The sequence below is a fragment of the Streptomyces fungicidicus genome (assembly GCF_003665435.1).
GTDB classification, from domain to species: Bacteria; Actinomycetota; Actinomycetes; order Streptomycetales; family Streptomycetaceae; genus Streptomyces; species Streptomyces fungicidicus.
In genome coordinates this window covers 4,725,768-4,742,530 of sequence record NZ_CP023407.1, presented here as the reverse complement: position 1 = coordinate 4,742,530, position 16,763 = coordinate 4,725,768, and the positions used below count along the sequence as shown (strand labels likewise).

Sequence of the window (16,763 nt, the reverse complement as noted above, 5' to 3'; positions counted from 1 at the left end):
GGAACGCGTCGGATCAGATGAGGCCGAGGCCGCGGACCGCCTCGCGCTCCTCCTCGAGCTCCTTGACGGAGGCGTCGATCCGGGCGCGGGAGAAGTCGTTGATCTCCAGACCCTGGACGATCTCGTACTTGCCGTCCTTGACGGTGACCGGGAAGGAGGAGATCAGGCCCTCCGGAACGCCGTAGGAGCCGTCGGACGGGATGCCCATGGAGGCCCAGTCACCCTCGGCGGTGCCGTTGACCCACGTGTACACGTGGTCGATGGCGGCGTTGGCGGCGGACGCGGCCGACGAGGCGCCACGGGCCTCGATGATCGCGGCGCCGCGCTTGGCGACGGTCGGGATGAAGTCCTCGGCCAGCCACTTCTCGTCGTTCACGACCTCGGCGGCGTTCTTGCCGGCGACCGTGGCGTGGAAGATGTCCGGGTACTGGGTGGCGGAGTGGTTGCCCCAGATCGTCAGCTTCCTGATCTCGGAGACCGGGACGCCGGTCTTCTTCGAGAGCTGGGTCAGCGCGCGGTTGTGGTCCAGGCGGGTCATGGCGGTGAACCGCTCGGCGGGCACGTCCGGGGCGGCGGCCTGGGCGATCAGGGCGTTGGTGTTGGCCGGGTTGCCGACGACCAGGACCTTGATGTCGTCCGCGGCGTGGGCGTTGATGGCCTGGCCCTGCGGCTTGAAGATGCCGCCGTTGGCCTCGAGGAGGTCACCGCGCTCCATGCCCTTGGTCCGCGGGCGGGCGCCCACGAGGAGGCCGACGTTGGCGCCGTCGAAGGCCACGTTCGGGTCGTCGGTGATGTCGATGCCCTGCAGGAGCGGGAACGCGCAGTCGTCCAGCTCCATCGCGGTGCCCTCGGCGGCCTTGAGCGCCGGGGTGATCTCCAGCAGGCGCAGCTTGACCGGCACGTCCGCGCCGAGCAGCTGGCCGGAGGCGATGCGGAAGAGCAGGGCGTAACCGATCTGGCCGGCCGCGCCGGTGACGGTGACGTTCACGGGAGTGCGGGTCATGGCGTTCTCCGTATGACAGCTGGCGGTGGGGCGGTCCCTGCCCCGGGGTGCGGGATCCCGCTCCGGCTCGTGACCGGCCACGATGATCGATCATCGGTTCGCATGATCGATCTCTTGGCGTCAAGAGAGATCCAGCGGCCAGGCTATCGCGCATCCACGGGCGCGGACGGCCGGGCTCCCTGTGGCCCGTCCCACAGAGTGACGGGCCGCGTACGCGGGTAGCCGGGGGCGAAGAGAAGGGGCGGCCGCACCGTCCGGGAGAGGTGGGGGCGGGGCGGCCGCCGTCGGGGACCGACTGTGCCGGAATCCCGTGGGGGTACTTGTCGCCTGCCCGCCTTTCGCGGGCTCATTCACTTCCCCACGGTTCCCCCACATATATGAGCCCGAATGGGCTCATACAGGTGGCGTGCGAGCCCGTCGCGGGGCGCTACCCGGTACAGCCCTTCTCGCCGGTGGCGGCCAGCACCGCGCAGGCCTTCGCGTCCTGCGCGTTCTTCACCGGCAGCATCGGGGTGTAGGTGACCGTGTCGCCGGCGGCCGTGATGGTGTCGCTCTGCTTCTCGGCCGTGCCCGCGCCGATCTCGACCCTGTCGCCCTGCGCTGCCTGGGTGATGCGGCCCCAGGCGGTACCGCAGATCTCGCTGTAGCGGACCTCCACCATGGCGGTGCCGACGGCGGCGGTCTGCGTGGTGGTGACGAGGTCGCCGCTGCACCCCATGGCCTCGGCGTCCTTGCCGGCGCAGTCGTCGCCGCCGCACTTCACGCCCGGGGGCAGCTTCACGCTCGCGGTGGCGCTGGGCGACGGGGAGGCCTGGGCGTCGTCCTTCTTCCTGTCGCCCTCGGTCCCCATGACGTAGAACGCGGCGGCGACCACCACCAGCGCGCCCACCGCTCCGGCGACGAACATCGACGTCCGCCGCCTGCCGCCGGACCGGCCGGGCCCGCCCGTGCGGCCGTGACCGGACACGTCCGCGGGGGGCGCGCCGTACGCCCCCGGGAACTCCGGCGTGCGCCCGCCGGCCGGTGCGGCGACCCCCCAGGAGTTCGTCCCCGGCGAGCCGTCCCGCCCGCCGGTCTGCCGCACGGCGCCGGACGCGTCGCGCACGTCCGAGGCGGTCGGCTGCGGCGGCACGCCGGGCGCGACCCCCGCAGGACCCGCGACGCCCGGACGGACCGCGGCCCCGCCCTTGCGGGCGCCGCCGCCCGAGGACGGTCCGGCGAACTCGCTGAGCGCGGCGCGCGCCTGCGAGATCCGGATCGCCTCCATCGTCATGTCGTGGCGCATCTCCGAACGGCTCCAGGCGCGCTCGGCCAGCTCCCACATGGTCGTGAGGTGCATCGGGTTGGTCCCGGTGACCTCGGCCAGGGCCACGATCGCGCCCTTGGGCGCGAGCAGCCGGCCGTTCAGATAACGCTCCCAGGACGTCTTGCTGTAGCCCGTGCGGTCGGAGACCGACGCGACGCTCAGGCCGCTGCGGTCCACCAGCCGCCTGAGCTGGCTCGTGAACTCCCTGATCTGCGGATCGAGCTCATCCGGCAAGGCCTTCCAACGAGGCATTGCTTACCCCTCTTCCCCCCGGCTGGTGCTGGTCGTTCCCTCGCGCATGGTGCCCCTTACCGAGTCCCCGTTGTGGCTACCCACGAGGATGCCGCGAGGCAGGGTCTCAGTTCCCGGGGTGAGGGCGCACGGGAGCACGGGGGCCGCGCGCAGGCACCGTCGCACGCCTACTCACTGGTGGTCCAGTGTCCCACCGGTCACCCCCACGACCGAACGGAACCCGGCCCGCCTGCCCTTCGTCCACGCTAGCCCGACGTCCCACCACTTCGTCGTACAACACCATTTTTGTCCGGGCGTGGACACCGGAACCGAGCGCCGCCGCCGCACTCCGCGAGGGCGGGCAGCGTGGCCCACCCCCGCCCGCCCCTCGACACGGGCGCTCACATCGCAAGCGTGTACGGGGATTCCGGACGCCGTACCGGAACGGTCACTTCCGTGCCACAGCGCCAGGCAGACCGTTGAACAGCCACTTCACCGTGCAGGAATGTTGTCCCCGACGGCGGCCCGTCCTCTCACGGGGGTGCGGACGGGCCGCCGTACGGAACGGCGTCGAGGGCGTCAAGGGCGTCGAGGACCGTTAGCCGCTCACGGTGAAGTGCAGCGTGTCCTTCAGGAACGGGATCACCAGTATCGGATTCGGCTGCACCATCAGCGCCAGCAGCACGATCACCAGCCCCAGACCGCCGTACGTGACGATGTCCGTGAACCGTGACCGCACCGCGAGCATGCCGACGTCCGGCACCAGCCAGCGCAGCAGCGACCCGGCCACCAGGGCGACACCGATCAGCAGCGTGCCGAGCCGGAACAGGTCGAGCGCGGTCAGCAGCAGTCCCAGTCCCACTGTGAGCAGCACCGCGAGGATCGGCCACTGACGGGCCGGCGCGGGGGCGTCACCGGGCGCCGCCCTGCCTCCGCCCTCGGGGCGCGCGGTGTCCCGCGTGAACAGCGGGAACCGGCGGGTGGCGCGGCGCGGCCTGCCCTCCGCGTCGGGCGCGCTGACGGCGTCGCGGACCGTGACGTCCTCGGCCCGCTCCCGCTCCTCGGCGGCCGGGGAGGCGTCGGGGGTCTTCCGCTCAGCCGACACTGCGCTCCGCCGCCTCGACCACGTTGACCAGCAGCTGGGCCCGGGTCATCGGGCCGACGCCGCCGGGGTTCGGGGCGACCCAGCCGGCCACCTCGGCCACGCCGGGGTGGACGTCGCCGACGATCTTGCCCTCGGCGCTGCGGGAGACACCGACGTCCAGGACGGCCGCGCCCGGCTTGACGTCCTCGGGGCGGATCAGGTGCGCGCTGCCCGCGGCGGCCACGATGATGTCCGCGCGCCGGAGGTGGGCGGCCAGGTCGCGGGTGCCGGTGTGGCACTGGGTCACGGTGGCGTTCTCGCTGCGCCGGGTCAGCAGCAGGGGCATCGGGCGGCCGATGGTCACCCCGCGGCCGACGACGACGACCTCGGCGCCCTTGATCTCCACACCGTGGCGGCGCAGCAGGGTGATGATGCCGTTGGGGGTGCAGGGCAGGGGGGCCGGCTCGTTGAGGACGAGGCGGCCGAGGTTCATCGGGTGGAGGCCGTCGGCGTCCTTCTCCGGGTCCATCAGTTCGAGGATGCGGTTCTCGTCGATGCCCCTGGGCAGCGGCAGCTGGACGATGTAACCGGTGCAGGCGGGGTCCTCGTTCAGCTCGCGGACGACCGCCTCGATCTCCTCCTGCGTGGCCGTGCCCGGCAGTTCGCGCTGGATGGAGGCGATGCCCACCTGGGCGCAGTCGCGGTGCTTTCCGGCGACGTACTTCTGGCTGCCGGGGTCCTCCCCCACGAGGATCGTGCCGAGGCCGGGCGTGACGCCCTTCTCCTTCAGCGCCGCCACGCGGGCGGTCAGATCGGACTTGATCTCTGCTGCGGTGGCCTTGCCATCGAGAATCTGGGCGGTCATGGTTCCCATCCTCGCGGATGACGGGCCCCCGGTTCCAATCCGCCCGTATGACGGGCGGCCGCGACGGCGCCCGATCACGTATGGGCTGTTTGCGGCCAAGATCGGTGATGTTGCACTTGCACAACACCTGCGGCGCACCGCTGGACAAGGAAAGGAACGGTCAAGAACGATGAGGGCACAGTGCCGCGGGCAGAACCGGGGGGACGGACCGCATCTGTAGAACTTCCTCCGCGCCGAGCCTCGCGTCGTCCCCGCACATGAAGCGCAACGGAGGAAGAACCGCCATGAGTTTCGGCGACCCGAACAACCCCTACGGGCAGCCGCCCCAGCAGCCGCCGGCCGGCAACCCGGGCTACGGCTACCCGCAGCAGCCCGGCGTCCCGCAGCAGGGCTACGGCTACCCCTCCGCCCCGCCGGTCTCCCAGCCGTACGGCGGCGGTCCCGTCCTCACCCAGATGCCCGGCATCACGCGCGCCGCGCAGATCCTGCTCGCCGTGATCGCCGCGGCGCACCTCGTCATCGCGGCCGTCTACGGCAAGGCGCTGGCCGACTGGGACAAGACGATGCTCGAGGCCGGCATCACCGGTGACGCCGAGGCCGAGCGGTACGCGGACCTGGGCAAGGGCGTCGTCGTCTTCTTCCTGGGCCTGGCCGCCGTCTTCGCGGTCATCGGCCTGGTGCTGCTGCTGCAGTACGCCAAGGGCGGCAACACCGTCCGGGTCTGCTCGATCGTGTACGCCTCGTTCGCAATCGTGAGCGGTATCTTCTCGCTCGCGATGTACGGCCTCGGCCTGGTCATCATGATCGTCGCGGTGCTGACGATCGTCTTCGCGGCGAAGCGCACCAGCGCGGAATGGTTCGGGCGACCGCGCTACTGAACCGGCGGGAAGCGCGGGAGAGCTCGCGCCGCTGCCACACCCAAGGGCCGTGCCTCACCCGGAGCCGGGGAGGCACGGCCCTGGTGCGTCCGCCCCCCCCGGACGCGGGATCGGAGTTCTCCACGCACCGGCAATGACGGGGCGTCAGGCTTGCCCGGATCCGGCAGTGATCTCCGGCGGCGGGAAGTGAAAGGGTGTTCGAAGCGGCGCTCGCCGCACCTCGTGAAATCCCCTACCGAGAAGGCAGGTTCAGGCATGAGAGTGACCCGCGGTGCTGTCCTGGTGGCCGCCACGGCGCTGGCGCCGGCCCTTCTGCTCACCGCCCCGGCCTTCGCCGCGGACACGGCCCCGGCGCCCGTCGCGGTGACGGCGGCGTCGGTCACGGACGACCCGGGCACGCCGGTGGACGAGATGTCGGAGGAGGAACTCCGCATCGCCATCCTCCGCATCCTGGACGACCCGGACTCCGGCCGGGGCGTCATCCGCGAGGCCGGCGAAGCCCTCGACGGCTCCGTGGAGGACATGCGCGAGTTCCTGAGGACCGGCTACCGCCTGGCGCAGTTCGAGGACGACCGGGTGGCCATCTTCCGCATCCTGGGTGATCCGGAGTCCGGCAAGGGCGTCCAGCGGGAGGCCGTCGAGGCCCTCGAGGCGGGCACCCCGGAAGCCGCGCGCGCCTTCCTCGAGACCGGCTACCGCCTGGCCCGGTTCGAGGACGACCTCGTCGCCATCACCACCCTGCTGGCCAAGCCCTACGCCGGCAAGCGCGTCATCCGGGAGATCAACGAGATCCTCGATGCGCCCACCCCGGAGAACGCGCGCGCCTTCCTGGAGACCGGCTACCGCCTCGCGCAGGCCGAGGACGACCGGGTCGCCGTCGCGCGCATCCTGGCCGACCCGGACATCAGCGCCGCGCTCCGCGCCGCGGCCGAGGAGGTCATCGACGGCACCCCCGAGGAGCTGCGGTACTTCCTGGAGACCGGCCGGTACGAGGTGGACGCGTAGAACCGCCGCGCGGGCGGACGGCGCGCACGAGCGGCGTCCGCCCGGCCGCCCCCGGGGGGGGCGGCCGGGCGGACGGACCGTCAGTGGAAGAAGTGGCGCGTGCCGGTGAAGTACATGGTCACGCCCGCCTTCTTCGCGGCCTCGACGACCAGTTCGTCACGGACCGAACCGCCGGGCTGAACCACGGCCCGCACGCCCGCCTCGACGAGGATCTCCAGGCCGTCGGGGAACGGGAAGAACGCGTCCGAGGCGGCGAAGGAACCGGCCGCGCGCTCGGCGCCCGCCCGCTCCACCGCCAGCTTCGCGGAGTCGACCCGGTTGACCTGCCCCATGCCGACGCCGACCGAGGCGCCGTCCTTGGCGAGCAGGATCGCGTTGGACTTCACCGCGCGGCAGGCCTTCCAGGCGAAGGCCAGGTCGGCCAGCTCCGCCTCGGAGAGGGCCGCACCGGTGGCGAGGGTCCAGGCGGCCGGGTCGTCGCCCTCGGCCTGGAGGCGGTCGGTGACCTGGAGGAGGGCGCCGCCGTCGACCGGCTTGACCTCGACGGGGGCGGACGGGGCCCCGGGGGCGCGCAGGACGCGGATGTTCTTCTTCTTGGTGAGGGCCTCCAGCGCGCCGTCCTCGTAGTCCGGCGCGACGATGACCTCGGTGAAGATCTCCGCGACCTGCTCCGCCATCTCCTTGCTGACCGGGCGGTTGACGGCGATCACGCCGCCGAACGCCGACAGCGGGTCGCAGGCGTGCGCCTTGCGGTGCGCCTCGGCGACGTCCGCGCCGGTCGCGATGCCGCACGGGTTGGCGTGCTTGATGATCGCGACGGCCGGTCCGGCGTGGTCGTACGCGGCACGGAGCGCGGCGTCCGTGTCCGTGTAGTTGTTGTACGACATCTCCTTGCCGTGCAGCTGCTCCGCCTCGGCGAGGCCGCCCGTGCCCGAGACGTACAGGGCGGCGGGCTGGTGCGGGTTCTCGCCGTAGCGCAGGGTGTTCTTCCGCTCCCAGGTGGCGCCCAGGAAGTCGGGGAACCCGGAGTCGTCCACGGGCGCGTAGTCGGAGGCGAACCAGGAGGCGACGGCGACGTCGTACGCGGCGGTGTGCCGGAAGGCCTCCGCGGCGAGCCGCTTGCGGGTGGTGAGGTCGAAGCCGCCGTCGCGGACGGCCCCGAGGACGTCGGCGTACCGGGCGGGGCTGGTGACGACGGCGACCGACGGGTGGTTCTTCGCGGCGGCGCGCACCATGGACGGGCCGCCGATGTCGATCTGCTCCACGCACTCGTCGGGCGTCGCGCCGGAGGCGACGGTCTCACGGAACGGGTAGAGGTTCACGACGACCAGGTCGAACGGCTCCACGCCCAGCTCGGCGAGCTGGTTGCGGTGGTCCTCCAGGCGCAGGTCGGCGAGGATGCCGGCGTGGACCTTGGGGTGCAGGGTCTTGACGCGGCCGTCCAGGCACTCGGGGAAGCCGGTGAGCTCCTCGACCTTGGTGACCGGGACGCCCGCGGCGGCGATCCGCGCGGCGGTGGACCCGGTGGAGACGAGCTCCACGCCGGCCTCGTGCAGGCCGCGCGCGAGGTCCTCGAGGCCGGTCTTGTCGTAGACGGAGACGAGCGCCCGTCGGATGGCCCGCTTGTTGCTCTCGGCGGTCACTGGATAACTACCTTTCGTCCCTCAATGCGATAGCCGTTGCGGGCGAGCCGCCCCACGACCTCGACGAGCAGCCTTCGCTCGACTTCCTTGATGCGCTCGTGCAGAGCGCTCTCGTCGTCCTCGTCCCGGACCTCCACCACGCCCTGCGCGATGATCGGCCCGGTGTCGACGCCGTCGTCGACGAAGTGGACGGTGCAGCCGGTGACCCTGGCGCCGTACGCGAGCGCGTCCCGTACGCCGTGGGCTCCGGGGAAACTGGGCAGCAGGGCGGGGTGGGTGTTGACGAAGCGCCCGCCGAAGCGCGCGAGGAACTCCTTCCCCACGATCTTCATGAACCCGGCGGACACCACGAGGTCGGGTTCGTGGGCGGCGACGGCCTCGGCGAGCGCCGCGTCCCACTCCTCGCGGGTCGGGTAGTCCCTGACCCTGCACACGAAGGTCGGCAGTCCCGCGCGCTCGGCGCGGGCCAGTCCCTCGATGCCCTCGCGGTCGGCGCCGACGGCCACGATCTCGGCCCCGTACTCCTCGGTGCCGGTGGCGGCGATCTCGTCGAGGAGCGCCTGCAGATTGGTGCCGGATCCGGAGACCAGCACGACGAGACGCCTGGCGCGCTCGGCCACGGGCTTGGCGGCCACGGTGGGGCCCTTTCTCGGGGAGCGTCCGTGCGGCCGGCGGCACAGCGCTTTGTACATTCCTACGAATGCTTCGCGCTCCCGGATACGGGGAAGCCTACGAAGCGGCCGACCGTCAGCAACGATACCGGCACACCGGGCGGCCCCCACGGGACGGGGGCGTGGCCGGAAGGTAGCGTCTGGGAAGAGCCGGTCCGGGAAAGCCGGTCCTGGGTCACCAGGGGCGCGGGAACGCGAACCGCGCACCGGGCGTTCACAGGATGACGGGCCCGGGCCGCGCGGAGCTGACGGGAACGCACCAGCTCACAGCTCAGTCGTAGTCGATACGTCGTGCGAGGCGGCCGCGCCGGACCACGCCGTGCTCATTAAGGGGAAGACGCTCACTTGATGCCGGACCGCAGCCTGCGACTCCTCACGTTCCCCCAGCAGTCGGCCCAGGGAGGGGAGCGGGGCACCGTGCTGCTGCGGGAGCGCCCCGCCTCCCCGCCCGACGCTCCCCGGGGCGAGGGCAGCGGCGACGACCGGCGCGAGGGCGCCGAGGGGACCGGGGGAACCCAGGGATCCCAGGACGACAACCCGTTCGCGCCGCCGCCGGAGGGCACCCCCGACCGGCCCTGGCAGCCGAGGCAGCCGTCCGGCGGGGAGGGCGGCGGCCGCTCTCCCTGGGGCCGCAACTGGAGCGACCGGCAGCCCGGCCGCTCCCCCGACGGTTTCGGCGAGCGCCCGCGCCGCCCCGAGGGGCAGGGAGGCGGCTCCCAGGGGCCCGGCATGCGCTGGGACCCCACCGACCCGGCCCAGCGCCGGGCGCGCTACGCCCTGCTGGGCGGCATGTGGGCCTTCTTCTTCGCCCTGTTCAGCTGGCCCTACATCGCGCTGCTGCTGGGCGCGCTGTCCCTGTACTGGGGCATCAGCGCCCTGCGCGCCAAGCCCCGTGCGCAGGACCCGGACTCCCCGGCGCCCGAGCAGAAGGGCCGGCCGCAGACCACGGCCGCGGTGAGCGGGCTGGTCACCGGGTCGCTGGCGCTCGCCCTGGTCGCCGCGTCCTTCACGGCCCAGCTGGTCTACAGCGACTACTACACCTGCACCAACGACGCCCTCACCCATGAGGCCCGCCAGTCCTGCAGCGACCTCCTCCCCGAGCAGCTGCGCGATCTGCTGGGCACGGGCGACTGACACCGGCCTCACTCCCCGGCGCCGGGCCTCGGGTCCGCGTCCCGCACGGCGAACGGCATCTCCCAGTCCCACACCTCGTCCCGTGCGGCGGGGGCGGGAGCGAGCAGGTACGGCTCCCCGGGGTCGTCGGACGGGGGCCGCGCGGGCGGCCGGCGCCGGCCGGGTGCGGCAGGCTTCGCCTTCGCCTTCGCCTTCGTCATGGCGCGGGGGAGCCTGGGTGCGGCGGGGCCGGCGTCGCCCGGGGACGGACGCCGCCGCCAGGCGCGTACCGCCAGTGACACCGGGACGGCCACCAGGGCGAGCCAGGCGAGCGCGGCCGCTCCGACCTGCCACCAGACCGGGCCGAACCGGGCGAGCGCCGAGACGCCCAGCGGGCCGCCGGCGAGCGCCGCGAGCGCGGACAGCGCGGCCGCGCAGAGCCCGGCCGCCAGTACCGCCGCGCCGGCGGTCCGGCCGGGCGTCCAGGCGGGTGCCGGGGCGCGTCCGCTCCGTGACGCCCCCCGGCCCACGTACCACCCCAGTACCGCCCCCGCGGTCACCGGCAGCGCCCCCGCCGCCCAGTTCACGGCGGTTTCACCGGCGTCCGGTACCGCGGCGAGCAGCGGGAACGGCGGCAGCGGCGGGGCGGGCGCGGAGGACAGCGGGGTCACCCGGGCGCCGGCGCCGAGGAGGAAGCCCGGGCCGAGGGCGTACGCGGCCGCCCAGACGGCGGCGTTGGGGGCGAGCGCGACGCAGAGCAGCAGCACCGCCACCCAGCCCGACCAGCCCTCGGTCAGCCGCAGGAACGCCTGCCGGGCCTCCCCCGCGTGCCCTCCGAGCGACACCGCGAGCAGCAGCGTCCCGCCCCCGGCGAGCACCGCCGCTCCGGCGGCCGCCGCCCGCGCCGCGACCCCCGGGCGGCCGTCCGGCCCGAGGACCAGATGGCGTACGCCCCTCGGCAGCACCGCGCCCAGCACCCGCTCCAGCGGTCCGCTCGGACGGCCGTACGCCGTCCACACCCCCGCGGCGGCGGCGAGCCCGGCGACCAGCGCCACGCACACGCCTGTCCCCGCCCACGCGGGCCGCAGTCCGCCGCCCGAGGCGTAGAGCGCGGCCGGGGCGCCGACGGCGAGGTAGCCGAGGACGACGCCCGCCCAGGCGGTGCGGCCGGGGACCAGCGGGGCCTCGTTCCCGGAGTCCCCCGCGCCGCCCTCCGCCGCGTCGCGGGCCGCCCGGTGCAGCAGCCACACCGGCAGTGCGAGCAGCAGCAGCGGCGGCAGTCCCACGGGCGCGGGGGTGCCGGAGAGCGTGTCGGCGCGGACCAGTTCGGCGCCGTGCGCCAGCAGCCAGAGGGCGGCCGCGATGTGCAGGGCGCCGCCCGGTCCGCTGTCGGGGTAGGGCGAGCTGATCCACAGCAGCACCACGAGGACGGTGAGCGCCGCGAGCCCCAGTCCGGCCGCGAGGGCGCCGCCGAGGAGGGCCGCGGCCAGCCCGGGCGAGCGGTCGCGGATCCGGGTGAGCAGGGCGGCCGGTGTCGTACGGCGGGCGGTGGTCTGGATCACGCCCGCCATGCTCCCAACGACACGCGCTTTACCGGTGTAACGGGCGAAGCGCCGTTGTGTCGCTCAATATACGTTTATGTACTTTTTCGTACGGAGGGGCGTCCGGTGACGCGGAGCCCCGGCACCCCGCTCCCCCCGCCCCACGAACGCCGGCGCCTGCGCGAGGCGGGTGCGCTGACCCGGGCCCGGCTCGCGGAACGGGTGGGCGTACGGCCCGGCACGGTGCGTGCCTGGGAGTCCGGCCGCAGGTCGCCGCGCGGCCGGAACCGGGAGGCGTACGCGAAGCTGCTGGCCGCTCTGGCCGGGCCGGCGGGCACGGCCGGCGACGCGGAACGGGGTGCGGGTGCGGGTGCGCGTGAGTCCGTGTTCGCCCGTCAGAAGGAGGAGGGCACTGCGGTGGTGACGGTGCGTCTGGAGAAGCCGGCCCGTCGCGGAGCGGTCGTGCCGGAGGCCTCCGCGTTCGCGCAGGCGCCCCCGCCGGCCGCCCCGCGCCGGGAGCCCGTGCCGGACGGGCACGAGGGGACCGCTGGGCTGACGCCCGCTCAGGCCTTCGACGCCCTGTACGCCTTCTGCGCCCCCGCCCTCGTACGGCAGGCCTATCTGCTCACCGGCCGCCGGGACCTCGCCCGCGAGTCCGTGGAGCGGGCGTTCCAGCGGGCCTGGGACCGCTGGCCCGAGGTGGCCCGCGACCCGGACCCGGCAGGATGGGTCCGCGCGGCGGCGTACGAGTGGGCCCTCTCCCCCTGGCACCGCTGGCGCCGCCACGACCGGCGCGCCGAACCCCCGCCCCCCGACGCGGACGACCGCGCGCTCCTCGACGCCCTGCTGCGCCTGCCGCCGCCCTACCGCCGCACGCTGCTGCTGTACGACGGCGTCGGTCTCGGCCTGCCCGAGACGGCGGCGGAGACGGAGGCCAGCACCCGGGCGGCGGCCGGCCGGCTCACCTACGCGCGGGAGTCCGTCGCCGCCCTGCTGCCGGAACTCTCGGACCCGGACGAGCTGCACCGGCGGCTGGCCGAGCTGGCCTCCACCGGGCGGCTGCGGGCGGCCGAACCGCCGGAGGTGCGCGGCGGCAGCGAGCGCCGGGCCCGCTTCTGGACCCGGGCCGCCGTCGCCTTCACGGTCGCCCTGATCGGCACCACGGCGCTCACCCTGCGCACGGCCCCCACCCGCTACGAGCCGCCGGTGCCGGCGGGCGAGACGGTGCGGGGCGTCCCGCCGAGGGTGGCTCCCGGCCCGCTCTCGGAGGAGCGGCGCGAACTGCGCGACCGGCTGCGCGAGGAGCTGCCGGGGGGACCGGAACGGCTGGCGCCGCAGACCCGGTGACCTGGGCGGAGACGACGGTGGGCCCGTCCCCCACTGCGGGGAACGGGCCCACCCGTACGGTGCTGCCGTGGCCGGTGACTCAGCCGGCCAGGACGGCGCGCGCCAGCTTCGCCGTCTCGGTCGGCGTCTTGCCGACCTTGACGCCGGCGGCCTCGAGGGCCTCCTTCTTGGCGGCGGCCGTGCCGGAGGAACCGGAGACGATGGCGCCGGCGTGGCCCATGGTCTTGCCCTCGGGCGCGGTGAAGCCCGCGACGTAGCCGACGACCGGCTTCGTCACGTGCTCCGCGATGTAGGCCGCGGCCCGCTCCTCGGCGTCGCCGCCGATCTCACCGATCATCACGATCAGGTCGGTGTCGGGGTCGGCCTCGAACGCGGCGAGCGCGTCGATGTGCGTGGTGCCGATGACCGGGTCGCCGCCGATGCCCACGGCCGACGAGAAGCCGATGTCACGCAGCTCGTACATCATCTGGTACGTCAGCGTGCCGGACTTCGAGACCAGGCCGATGCGGCCGGGCTTGGTGATGTCGCCCGGGATGATGCCGGCGTTGGACTGTCCGGGGCTGATCAGACCCGGGCAGTTCGGGCCGATGATCCGGGTCTTGTCGCCCTTCTCCACGGCGTACGCGTAGAAGGCGGCGGAGTCGTGCACCGCGATGCCCTCGGTGATGACGACCGCGAGCGGGATCTCGGCGTCGATGGCCTCGACGACGGCGGCCTTGGCGAAGGCCGGCGGGACGAAGAGGACGGAGACGTTGGCGCCCGTCTTCTCCATCGCCTCGGCCACGGTGCCGAAGACCGGGATCTCGTTGCCGTCGATGTCGACGGACGTGCCGGCCTTGCGCGGGTTCACGCCGCCGACGATGTTCGTGCCGTCGGCCAGCATGAGCTTGGTGTGCTTCATGCCCGTGGCACCGGTCATGCCCTGGACGATGACCTTGCTGTCCTTGTTGAGGAAGATAGCCATGGCTGTGTGTCCTCGTCCCTTACTTCGCAGCCGCGAGCTCGGCGGCCTTGTCGGCCGCGCCGTCCATGGTGTCCACGCGCTGCACCAGCGGGTGGTTGGCGTCGGAGAGGATCTTGCGACCCAGCTCGGCGTTGTTGCCGTCGAGGCGGACCACGAGGGGCTTGGTGACTTCCTCGCCCCGGTCCGCGAGCAGCTGAAGCGCCTGCACGATGCCGTTGGCGACCTCGTCACAGGCGGTGATGCCGCCGAAGACGTTGACGAAGACGGACTTGACGTCCGGGTCGCCGAGGATGATCTCCAGGCCGTTCGCCATGACGGCGGCGGACGCGCCGCCACCGATGTCGAGGAAGTTGGCGGGCTTGACGCCGCCGTGCGCCTCACCGGCGTAGGCGACGACGTCCAGGGTGCTCATGACGAGACCCGCGCCGTTGCCGATGATGCCGACCTCACCGTCGAGCTTGACGTAGTTGAGGTTCTTCTCCTTGGCGGCCGCCTCGAGCGGGTTGGCCGACGCCTTGTCCTGGAGGGCCTCGTGCTCCGGCTGACGGAACTCGGCGTTCTCGTCCAGGGAGACCTTGCCGTCCAGGGCGATGACGTCACCGGAGGCGACCTTGGCCAGCGGGTTGACCTCGACGAGGAGCGCGTCCTCGGCGACGAAGGTCTTCCACAGGGTGACCAGGACGTTCGCGACCTTGTCGGCCACCTCGGCCGGGAAGTTCGCGGCCTCGACGATCTCGCGGGCCTTGGCGGGGGTCACACCCTCGTTGGCGTCGATCGGCGTCTTGGCGACGGCCTCCGGGCGGCTGGCCGCCACCTCCTCGATCTCCACGCCGCCCTCGACGGAGGCGATGGAGAGGAAGGTGCGGTTGGCACGGTCGAGGAGGAAGGAGACGTAGTACTCCTCCAGGATCTCCGGGGCCGTCTCGGCGATCATCACCTTGTGGACCGTGTGGCCCTTGATGTCCATGCCGAGGATGTTGGTCGCGTGCTCGACCGCCTCGTCGGGGGTGGCGGCGAGCTTGACGCCGCCGGCCTTGCCACGGCCGCCGACCTTCACCTGGGCCTTGACGACGGACTTGCCACCGAGACGCTCAGTGGCTGCGCGGGCCGCCTCAGGCGTGTCGATGACTTCACCGGCCAGCACCGGTACATCGTGCTTGGCGAAGAGGTCCCTCGCCTGGTACTCGAACAGGTCCACGCGCTTCCGTCCCTATCAGTGATCTCGCGGTTCGTTGGATGCGTGGGCGTGCCGCGAAGGGCAACGTGACGTCCGCTGTGTCACAAGGGAGGCGCACACGGTGACCGAGCGCGCGGCATGTCCGTCTCGCAGGTTATCGCCGCATGGGGGACCTCTCTAAATCGCGGGTCACACGTGAGCGGTGATACCTGTCACATGATGCCGTCCTCCCTGGCACGGCGTGCCGGAGGTGAGGGGCCTCACCGGGCTGGGGTTGGCCCGGTGAGGCCCTGTAGGACAACCCGGAGGGGCGGTGGACGCCCTGCTCTCCGGCGTTGCCGGGGGACCGGCCCCCACCCCTATGGGGACCGGCCGCCCCTCCGCGGGATCACGGCCGGACAGACCGACGGCTTTCGGCTGTCCGGGTCCTGATGCCCCGCGGAGTCATTTGTTACCCGCCAGTCAGGTGCGGGCGGAAGCGCGGACGCGTACGGCGGCTGACGAGGGTGCGCGGCGGTCTCCGGTGGGGGCGGGGGTCCCGGGGACCGGGGGATCCCGGGGACCGGGGGATCCCGGGGACCGGGGGATCCCGGGGACCAGAGGTTCCCGACACCCAGAGGTTCCCGACACCCGGAGGTTCCCGAGGCCCAAGGGGTTCCTGGGTCCGGCGGGTGCCCGAAGCACTGGGGAGTGCCCGAAGCCGGGGTGCCATGGCCCGGCGGGTGCCCGACCCGGGCGGATGCCCGAGGAGGTTGCCCGGGAGACCGGGGGCCAATTGCCCGAGGCCCGGACCGGCGGTGCGCCGCGGGTCCTCGCCGCGGCACGCGTCCGCGGGGAGGGAGGGGCCGCGGCCCTAGGCGGGTGAGACCGGGACGTCCCGGTACGGGTCGCGGGTGCCGGCCGCCTCGGCGGGCACGGTGGTGCCGGGCAGAAGCCGGAGCGGCGGCCGGTGGTGCGCGGTGACGGCGTACGCGTCGCCGTGGCGCTGCTTGCCGTGGTCCGCGGCCGGGCGGTTGCCGCCCGAGCCGTCGGGCTGGTCCGCGGGAGCGTCGGGGGCGGGGGCCGGACCGGCCCGCACGGCGTCCCGCGCCGTCCGGTGCCCGTGCTCGCCGTGCGCCGAGTCGGCCGACCGGACGGGCGCAGGGCCGTGGAGGACCGGGCCCGCGGAGGCCACCGGTCTGTCCGGCGCCTTCGGTTCGGCCGGCGCGTCCTGGGCGTGCCGGCCGTCCTGGCCGGACGCGCCGGACGGCGGTGCCGCGGGGGCGCCCGGTCGCGGGGCGGACGTGTCCGGGTCGGGCAGGGTCCGCTCCGGTACGTCGGGCAGCACGGGCACTTCCGGCAGCGGCCCGGACTCCTCCGGGACGGGGAGATCGGGGAGGTCAGGGAGCTCGGGCGTGCCGGGGAGCTGCCCCGGCGCCGCCTCGCCCAGCGGTGCGGTGACCGCGTCGACCAGTTCCCCGACCGGCCGCACGACCCCCTCGCGCACGGACCGGACGACCGTCCCGGTCAACGGACGGAGCGGACCGGCCACATCCGGGCGCGGCTCGGTGACTGCCCCGAGGGGCGACGCTCCGGTGACGGACGGCACCGGGGACGCGAGGGCGGAGGAGGTGCCCCCGACCGGACCGCCGTCCGCTGCCTGCGCCCGTTCCCCGCACAGCACGCCGAGCGCGAACACCGCGCCCACCAGCAGGGCCAACCGGACCGCACGCCATCCGGCCGCCGTGCGCATCGCGCGCAGAGCGGCACCGGGCAGGGCTGCTGGCCAGGTCAAGAGGGGAGGGTCCTCACGGACGGCGGGACGGCGGGACGGCTGGGGACACTTCACGGATCCCTGATCGAACGGCGTCGATATTCGCACGCGACTCCCGAGGTCGCGCAAGCCCTCCGTCACCGATGGACACTCATGTCCCTTATCACCGGGCGGGCCGGGCG

14 protein-coding genes are annotated in these 16,763 nt (G+C 73.6%); 4 read left to right on the top strand and 10 right to left on the bottom strand.

Features of this window, described 5'->3' with window-relative positions:
- Window positions 1-13 precede the first annotated feature (13 nt).
- The 4 genes from CNQ36_RS21820 to CNQ36_RS21805 form a co-directional block, all read right to left on the bottom strand.
- On the bottom strand, window positions 14-1,003 hold the full coding sequence (locus CNQ36_RS21820; protein WP_004926822.1) for a malate dehydrogenase: 990 nt from the start codon (window positions 1,001-1,003) through the stop codon (window positions 14-16).
- Between the two features lie 427 nt (window positions 1,004-1,430).
- Window positions 1,431-2,561 carry a helix-turn-helix domain-containing protein gene (locus CNQ36_RS21815; protein ID WP_121547220.1) on the bottom strand — a complete coding sequence of 377 codons (1,131 nt, stop codon included), beginning with the start codon at window positions 2,559-2,561 and terminating at the stop codon, window positions 1,431-1,433.
- 577 nt (window positions 2,562-3,138) lie between these two features.
- Window positions 3,139-3,645 (bottom strand): DUF3017 domain-containing protein, encoded by a 507-nt coding sequence (locus CNQ36_RS21810; protein WP_004926831.1) that lies wholly within the window; start codon window positions 3,643-3,645, stop codon window positions 3,139-3,141.
- A complete protein-coding gene (locus tag CNQ36_RS21805; protein ID WP_004926834.1) occupies window positions 3,635-4,489 on the bottom strand; it encodes a bifunctional methylenetetrahydrofolate dehydrogenase/methenyltetrahydrofolate cyclohydrolase in 855 nt (284 codons plus the stop codon). The genes CNQ36_RS21810 and CNQ36_RS21805 overlap by 11 nt, the downstream gene beginning before the upstream one ends.
- 284 nt (window positions 4,490-4,773) lie before the next feature.
- On the opposite strand from CNQ36_RS21805, the gene CNQ36_RS21800 reads away from it, so the two are divergent.
- On the top strand, window positions 4,774-5,367 hold the full coding sequence (locus CNQ36_RS21800; protein WP_121547219.1) for a hypothetical protein: 594 nt from the start codon (window positions 4,774-4,776) through the stop codon (window positions 5,365-5,367).
- 255 nt (window positions 5,368-5,622) lie between these two features.
- Window positions 5,623-6,372, top strand: a complete 750-nt coding sequence (locus tag CNQ36_RS21795) for an ALF repeat-containing protein (protein ID WP_121547218.1) — start codon at window positions 5,623-5,625, stop codon at window positions 6,370-6,372.
- Between the two features lie 80 nt (window positions 6,373-6,452).
- Here CNQ36_RS21795 and purH read toward each other — a convergent pair whose 3' ends face one another.
- Window positions 6,453-8,015 carry a bifunctional phosphoribosylaminoimidazolecarboxamide formyltransferase/IMP cyclohydrolase gene (gene purH / locus CNQ36_RS21790; RefSeq protein ID WP_004926844.1) on the bottom strand — a complete coding sequence of 521 codons (1,563 nt, stop codon included), beginning with the start codon at window positions 8,013-8,015 and terminating at the stop codon, window positions 6,453-6,455.
- Complete coding sequence (gene purN, locus CNQ36_RS21785) at window positions 8,012-8,650, bottom strand: phosphoribosylglycinamide formyltransferase (protein WP_040906310.1); 639 nt, start codon at window positions 8,648-8,650, stop codon at window positions 8,012-8,014. Before purN ends, purH begins: the two co-directional genes overlap by 4 nt.
- 384 nt (window positions 8,651-9,034) lie before the next feature.
- Here purN and CNQ36_RS21780 point away from each other — a divergent pair, with 384 nt between their 5' ends.
- A complete protein-coding gene (locus CNQ36_RS21780) occupies window positions 9,035-9,820 on the top strand; it encodes a membrane protein (protein ID WP_040906311.1) in 786 nt (261 codons plus the stop codon).
- A gap of 8 nt (window positions 9,821-9,828) precedes the next feature.
- Here the strand turns inward: CNQ36_RS21780 and CNQ36_RS21775 are convergent, their stop codons facing one another.
- Window positions 9,829-11,370, bottom strand: a complete 1,542-nt coding sequence (locus tag CNQ36_RS21775; RefSeq protein WP_228313036.1) for a cell division protein PerM — start codon at window positions 11,368-11,370, stop codon at window positions 9,829-9,831.
- A 96-nt stretch (window positions 11,371-11,466) separates the two neighbouring features.
- Between CNQ36_RS21775 and CNQ36_RS21770 the strand changes: the two genes are divergently transcribed.
- The gene (locus CNQ36_RS21770) at window positions 11,467-12,687 is read left to right on the top strand and encodes a helix-turn-helix domain-containing protein (RefSeq protein ID WP_121547217.1); all 1,221 of its coding nucleotides are present in this window, start codon (window positions 11,467-11,469) and stop codon (window positions 12,685-12,687) included.
- 79 nt (window positions 12,688-12,766) lie between these two features.
- Here CNQ36_RS21770 and sucD read toward each other — a convergent pair whose 3' ends face one another.
- From sucD to CNQ36_RS21755, 3 genes are all read right to left on the bottom strand, one after another.
- Window positions 12,767-13,651 (bottom strand): succinate--CoA ligase subunit alpha, encoded by an 885-nt coding sequence (gene sucD / locus CNQ36_RS21765; RefSeq protein WP_121547216.1) that lies wholly within the window; start codon window positions 13,649-13,651, stop codon window positions 12,767-12,769.
- Window positions 13,652-13,670: 19 nt separating this feature from the next.
- Window positions 13,671-14,849, bottom strand: coding sequence for an ADP-forming succinate--CoA ligase subunit beta (gene sucC, locus CNQ36_RS21760; RefSeq protein WP_004926852.1), 1,179 nt, complete (start codon window positions 14,847-14,849; stop codon window positions 13,671-13,673).
- An 832-nt stretch (window positions 14,850-15,681) separates the two neighbouring features.
- Window positions 15,682-16,602 (bottom strand): hypothetical protein, encoded by a 921-nt coding sequence (locus tag CNQ36_RS21755; RefSeq protein ID WP_163013325.1) that lies wholly within the window; start codon window positions 16,600-16,602, stop codon window positions 15,682-15,684.
- Window positions 16,603-16,763 lie beyond the last annotated feature (161 nt).

Excerpts from the sequence above, each read along its gene's own strand:
- CNQ36_RS21815 (WP_121547220.1), bottom strand. The coding sequence starts at position 2,561 with ATGCCTCGTTGGAAGGCCTTGCCGGATGAGCTCGATCCGCAGATCAGG.
- CNQ36_RS21805 (WP_004926834.1), bottom strand. The coding sequence starts at position 4,489 with ATGACCGCCCAGATTCTCGATGGCAAGGCCACCGCAGCAGAGATCAAG.
- CNQ36_RS21795 (WP_121547218.1), top strand. The coding sequence starts at position 5,623 with ATGAGAGTGACCCGCGGTGCTGTCCTGGTGGCCGCCACGGCGCTGGCG.
- CNQ36_RS21780 (WP_040906311.1), top strand. The coding sequence starts at position 9,035 with ATGCCGGACCGCAGCCTGCGACTCCTCACGTTCCCCCAGCAGTCGGCC.
- sucD (WP_121547216.1), bottom strand. The coding sequence starts at position 13,651 with ATGGCTATCTTCCTCAACAAGGACAGCAAGGTCATCGTCCAGGGCATG.
- CNQ36_RS21800 (WP_121547219.1), top strand. The coding sequence starts at position 4,774 with ATGAGTTTCGGCGACCCGAACAACCCCTACGGGCAGCCGCCCCAGCAG.
- CNQ36_RS21820 (WP_004926822.1), bottom strand. The coding sequence starts at position 1,003 with ATGACCCGCACTCCCGTGAACGTCACCGTCACCGGCGCGGCCGGCCAG.
- CNQ36_RS21775 (WP_228313036.1), bottom strand. The coding sequence starts at position 11,370 with ATGGCGGGCGTGATCCAGACCACCGCCCGCCGTACGACACCGGCCGCC.